Source organism: Microbacterium sp. zg.Y909, from assembly GCF_024626565.1.
In genome coordinates this window covers 1-5,447 of sequence record NZ_JANJFJ010000299.1, presented here as the reverse complement: position 1 = coordinate 5,447, position 5,447 = coordinate 1, and the positions used below count along the sequence as shown (strand labels likewise).

6 protein-coding genes are annotated in these 5,447 nt (G+C 72.7%); 2 read left to right on the top strand and 4 right to left on the bottom strand.

Going from position 1 to position 5,447, the window contains the following annotated elements; all coding sequences use genetic code 11:
• A partial coding sequence (locus NQ160_RS17615) for a PRC-barrel domain-containing protein (protein ID WP_257516443.1) occupies positions 1 to 454 on the bottom strand: 454 nt, incomplete at its 3' end.
• Between the two features lie 73 nt (positions 455 to 527).
• Between NQ160_RS17615 and NQ160_RS17610 the strand changes: the two genes are divergently transcribed.
• On the top strand, positions 528 to 1,175 hold the full coding sequence (locus NQ160_RS17610) for a general stress protein (protein WP_257516442.1): 648 nt from the start codon (positions 528 to 530) through the stop codon (positions 1,173 to 1,175).
• Positions 1,172 to 1,837: an alpha/beta hydrolase family protein gene (locus tag NQ160_RS17605; protein WP_257516441.1), complete on the top strand. Its 666-nt coding sequence runs from the start codon at positions 1,172 to 1,174 to the stop codon at positions 1,835 to 1,837. Before NQ160_RS17610 ends, NQ160_RS17605 begins: the two co-directional genes overlap by 4 nt.
• A gap of 124 nt (positions 1,838 to 1,961) precedes the next feature.
• Here NQ160_RS17605 and NQ160_RS17600 read toward each other — a convergent pair whose 3' ends face one another.
• The 3 genes from NQ160_RS17600 to NQ160_RS17590 all read right to left on the bottom strand — a co-directional run.
• Complete coding sequence (locus NQ160_RS17600; RefSeq protein WP_257516440.1) at positions 1,962 to 3,314, bottom strand: HNH endonuclease signature motif containing protein; 1,353 nt, start codon at positions 3,312 to 3,314, stop codon at positions 1,962 to 1,964.
• Positions 3,315 to 3,459: 145 nt separating this feature from the next.
• Entirely contained in the window at positions 3,460 to 5,256 is a 1,797-nt protein-coding gene (locus NQ160_RS17595; protein WP_257516439.1) for a gamma-glutamyltransferase family protein, read from the bottom strand.
• Positions 5,253 to 5,447 (bottom strand): M24 family metallopeptidase (locus tag NQ160_RS17590; RefSeq protein ID WP_257516438.1); only part of this gene is annotated, 195 nt, incomplete at its 5' end. The genes NQ160_RS17590 and NQ160_RS17595, both read right to left, overlap by 4 nt.

Below are 5,447 nucleotides of genomic sequence, written 5' to 3'. Positions count from 1 at the left end.
CGTTCCACGCCGCGAACGTCGTGGGGCCCTTCGCGAACGGCGAGGCGCTCGTCTTGGGGCGCCGCAGGAAGAGCTGCGACACGTCCCAGTCGCCGATGCGGTTGCGGTCGATCGCAACGTCTTCGATCACGGCGGTGCCGCTGCCGTCGCGCAGGTAGACCCGGCGTCCCAGCAGCTCGGCCATCACGCGCACCTCGCCGCCGCGCTGCTGGAACCGCCGCACGTTGATGAGGCCGGTCGTGATGACCTGGCCGGTCGCGATCGAAGTGACGCGCCCGATGGAGAGGAAGACGTGGCGCCGGCCGGGGATCTCGACCACCAGCCCGATCACGCGTGGCGGGTCGTCCTTGCGGAAGATGACCACGACATCGCGGACCTTGCCGAGACGGTCGCCGGCGGGGTCGAAGACCGCGCAGCCGACCAGCCGCGCGACGAAGACCCTCTGCGTGCTCACCCGACCCAGCGTAGTCGGCGTCGCGGGCCGCCCGCCCCGGGCCCGCCGCGACACCGCGTGCGAAGATGGGGGGATGAGCATGATGGGGCCGTTCGGCTCGGGGCGCAACGCGGTCGGCGATACGGTGGCGAGCTTCACCACGTACGAGGCCGCCCAGAAGGCCGTCTCGGCGATGATCGCGGCAGACGTGCCGGCGCGTGACATCGCGATCGTCGGGCAGGACCTGCGGTCCATCGAGAAGGTGACGGGCCGGCTCGGCTACGCCACCGCCGCCCGGCAGGGCGCCATAAACGGACTGCTGCTGGGACTGCTCTTCGCCGCGATCTTCGTGCTCGGCACACCCGAGGTGCCGATCCAGCTGTTCGTCGGGGTGCTCTTCGTCGGCATCGCCGTGGGCATGCTGATGAGCATCATCACCTATTCGCTCATCCGCCGACGCCGGGACTACGCCTCGATCACCCAGGTCGTCGCCGACCGTTACGACGTGACGGTGTTGCCGGCGAGCGTGCACAAGGCCCGCCAGGCGCTGGGACGCGTCGATGCGCCGGTGGCCTCGCCCGTAGACCCCGGCGCGACGCCCGCGCCGGGCCAGGCGCCCGCGCCGCGTCCCCCGCTGGACGACCCGAACGAGCCGCCCCGGTACGGTGAGCGAATCGTGCCACCCACTCCGGCCGCGCCGCAGGGCGACGACGCCGCCGGCGAGGGCTCCCCGCGGACATGATCGACGGACTCACCGTCGCGCTTCCCGCCGGTGAGGTGACGGTCTCCGCCGCATTCGAGGCGCCCGAGGACGCCTGGGCGACGATGGCGGTCGCTCACGGTGCCGGTGCCGGATACTCGCACCCGTTCCTCGTCGGTTTCGCGCGCGGCATGCGTGCCGCGGGCGTCGCGACCCTGCGTTTCAACTTTCCGTACGTGCAGGCGGGCCGTCGCATGCCGGGGCCGGCCGCACACGCGGTGGCCACCTGGCGGGCGGCCGAGGCGGCACTGCGCGCCGAGGCGCCGGGGCTGGCGATGTGGGCGGCGGGCAAGTCGTACGGCGGCCGCATGGCGTCGATGGCTGCGGCGGAGGGCCTCATCTCGCCCGCGGGACTGGTGTACCTCGGCTACCCCCTGCATCCCCCCGGCCGCCCCGATAAGCCGCGGGTCGCGCATCTGCCCGACGTCGGGCCGCCGCAGCTGTTCGTCGAGGGGACGAACGACCCGTTCGTCGACCCGCACGAGCAGCTCGCCGATGCGGTCGCATCGTGCCGGGATGCCGCGGTGCACTGGATCGACGGGGGAAACCACTCGTTCGAGGTGAAGGGGCGCAAGCGCCCCGCGGACGACGTGGGAGAGAGTCTGGCGCCGATCGTCGCCGCGTGGATGCGCGCGCACTCCTGACGGTGCCGGCGGGACACCGCGCACCTCTTCACGGTGCGCTGCCTTGCGTCGTCGGGAGCGCGGCCGGGAGTCCTCGCTCAGCCGCAACCCTGTGCTGGCTACGCACCAGCTTGATCGACACGGCCTAAAACGGTGGCGGAGCCCCGCTGGCGGCCGACACGGTGAACTCGAGGGTGCGGGGCGGCACGTCGGTGTGCACCCGGCCGGTGGGACTGGTCCACACGAGCACTCCACCGCCGTGCTGCACCACGGTCCACGCGGTGTTGTGCTTGAGGGTGTGGTGCCGCTTGCAGAGGTGTGCCAGGTTGCAGGCGCGGGTGGGGCCGCCGTGGGCGTGGTCGATGGTGTGGTCGATGTCGCAGTGCCAGACGCTGGTGCGGCAGCCGGGGAACCGGCAGTGCTCGTCGCGGGCGCGGAGAAGGCGGCGTTGGGCCTGGGCGGGCCGGTAGTTGTCGGTGTGTTCCACGGCCCCGGTGTGGGGGTTCAGGTGCAGCCGGTCCCAGGTGGGAGCGAGGGAAGCGAGGTGGCGGGCGGTGTCGGGGTCGACCGGCCCGTGTCCGCGGAACGTGGCCGGGATGTTCTGGCCGGTGAGGGTGGCGGCGGGGATGGTGACCTCGATGTGGGCGATGAGCGCGTCGGTCTCGCAGAGGGTCGCGTCGGAGGCTTCGGCGGTGGCGTGTCCGGTGAGCAGCAGGTCGGAGAACACGTCCGCGCGCCGCTGATCCATCGTCCGGCAGTCTGCGGCAGCGGGCGGTTCTGACGTGTCGTCCGCTACGTCGCCCACCTTGGCCGCCTCGCCTGCGGTACGGTCGCGGAGCGCGCGGGCGTATTGGGTGAGACGGTCGCGGATGCCGTACGCGAGGGGTGCCGGCAGCAGGGCGACCAGTTCCGCCATCCCGTCGTCCAGGTCCCGCACCCACACGCGCCGAGTCTCCGCCGCGGTGGCGTGCCGTTCCGTGAGCGGGACGGGGTCGATGCGGTGCGCGAGGGTGGTGATGACCGGCTTCGCCCGCCCCGCCGTTTCCCGCTCCGCCACGGCCAGCGCGGCCTGCTCGAACACCGCCCGCACATCGGGGTCGGTGATCCGCGCCCCGGCGTCGTCGATGACCCGGACGTGGGCGATGTCGATCCGCCCCTCCGCCAACGCCGTCACGGTGGCGGGGAACCGTTCGCGCAGCAGGGTGGCGTGGTGGATGCGGTTCTGCATGCCCCGGTCGGACTGGCGCAGCGCCGCGCCCAGTTCCGCCGCGACGGACCGCAACGGCATCTCCCGCTCCCGTTGCGCGGCGATCGGGATCTGCGCGGTCTGCGCCGCCGCGATCGCCCCCGCCCGCGCCAGCAGTCCCAACTGCCAGGCTTGGATCGCGGCCAGCTGACGGTCGGCATCCACCATCTCGGCCACCACATCCGTCAACGACGACACGTCATCCGTCAACGACAACACGTCGTCGCGAGTGGTGGTAGGGGAGCTGTTCATGCCCCTTACTCTGCCGAGGGCCACCGACATTGACGGAAGGCAAATCCCAGGTCACCCGCTGATTGTGGATAACCCGCACCACGCGCGTCCTGGGGAGGAAACGACGGCTGGCGCCGCCCCCGCGACTCACCGCCCCCCCCGCGACTCACCGCCCCGCCGCGTACCCCTGCATCCCACGCGGATTGGCCGCTGCCCACAGCACGCCGCGACTGCGGTCGATGCCGACGGCGCTCAGGCGGCCGAGACTCCACGGGCCGCTCACGGTGACATCGTGCCCCCGCGCCCTCAGCTCCTCGATGACGTCGTCGCCCAATCGGTCCTCGGCGACCACGCCGGCCGGCGTCCGCGTGCGCGGCCAGAACGAATCCACCAGGGCCGTGGTGTGCAGCGTCGCCGCATCGATCGCCTGTTGCGGCGTGTACCCGCCCACCAGCATCCGCAGCAGCATCGGCAGCTGCCACTGCTCCTGCTGGTCTCCGCCCGGCGTGCCGAGCGCCATCACGGGTGCGCCGTCGCGTGACACGAGCGTCGGGGTGAGCGTGGTGCGCGGCCGCGTGCCCGGCCGCAGCGCGGCGGGGGATGCCTCGTCGAGCCAGGTCATCTGCAAGCGGGTGCCGAGGCAGAATCCGAGTTCGGGGACGGTCGGCGACGACTGCAGCCATCCGCCCGACGGCGTGACCGCGACGAGGTTGCCCCAGCGGTCGACGACGTCGATGTGGCAGGTGTCGCCCCGGGTCGCGCCCGTCTTCGCGACGGTCGGCTCACCCACGCCGGCCGGTGTGCCGTCACCGGCCGGTTCCTGATTCAGCGGCGGATAAAACGGCGCGATGCCCGGCAACGCGCCCGGCCGCCATTCTCGCGATGCCCGCTCGCCGATCTCCGCACGACGCGACGCGACGTACTCCTCCGACAGCAGGCCGGCGACGAGCGCCGGGTGCGCTGCATCGCCGAAGTAGGCGTCGCGGTCGGCCAGCGCCAGCTTCAGCGCCTCGATGATCGTATGGGCGCCCCGAGCGGTCGCCGGGTCCAGCGCCTCGTTCTCGAAGCCGTCGAGGATCCGCAGGGCCTCGAGCAGCGCCGGGCCCTGCGTCCACGCCCCCGCCTTGGCCACCACGTAGCCTCGGAAACCGGCGGTGACCGCCGGCTCGTAGCCGGCGTCGAAGGCAGCGAAGTCCTCCGGCGTGATTACGCCCGCGTGATCCCTGCCCGAGGAGTGCCGGTGGGGCTGCGCGAGAAAGTCGGATGCCGCCTGCGCGACGAGCCCTGTCTTCCACTCCTGCCGCGCGGCGTCGATGCGTGCGCCGCGGTCGGCGGCGCCGTCGCCGGCGGCGGCGAGCCGCTCGAGGACGGCTGCGTATGCCGGGTTGCGCACGAGCGCGCCGGCTGCGGGGACCTCGCCTCCCGGCATCCACAGGGCCGCGGAGCTCGGCCACGCCTCGCGGAACAGCTCCGCCACCCGTGCGATGGTGGCCGCCGCAGCGGGCAGCAGGGGGTGCCCGTCGCGGGCGTAGCCGATTGCGAACGACAGCACGTCGCCCAGTTCCCACGTGCCATGGTCGCGCAGCAGCAGGAGCCAGGCGTCCACGGCCCCGGGCACCGCGGCGGCGAGCCCTCCGGCGCCGGGCACGAGATCGAGCCCTTCGCCCCTGAAGTGGGCGATGGTCGCCCCCGCCGGCGCCGGCCCCTGCCCCATGAGGACGGTCGGCTCGACCGCTCCCGCCGACTGGAAGATGCCGACGAGGTCACCGCCGGGGCCATTGAGGTGCGGCTCGACGATGTGCAGCACGAAACCGCCCGCTACCGCGGCGTCGAAGGCGTTGCCGCCGCGCTCGAGCACTGCCTGGGCCACGGCTGTCGCCGTGGCGTGCGTGGACGCCGCCATGCCGAAGGTGCCCTCGAGGGTGGGGCGCGTGGTGAACCCGGACGGCGGCGTGAACCTCACGCGCTCGCGCCTGCGATCCAGGCCTCGACCTCGTCGGCGGTGCGCGGGATGGCAGCGGAGAGGTTCACGGGGCCGTCCTCGGTCATGAGGATGTCGTCCTCGATGCGCACGCCGATGCCGCGGTACTCCTCAGGCACGGTGACGTCGTCGATCTGGAAGTACAGACCCGGCTCGATCGTGAACACCATGCC

What these genes read in the sequence shown, in the direction of transcription:
- NQ160_RS17605 (WP_257516441.1), top strand. Translation starts at nt 1,172, where the DNA reads ATGATCGACGGACTCACCGTCGCGCTTCCCGCCGGTGAGGTGACGGTC.
- NQ160_RS17600 (WP_257516440.1), bottom strand. Translation starts at nt 3,314, where the DNA reads ATGAACAGCTCCCCTACCACCACTCGCGACGACGTGTTGTCGTTGACG.
- NQ160_RS17610 (WP_257516442.1), top strand. Translation starts at nt 528, where the DNA reads ATGAGCATGATGGGGCCGTTCGGCTCGGGGCGCAACGCGGTCGGCGAT.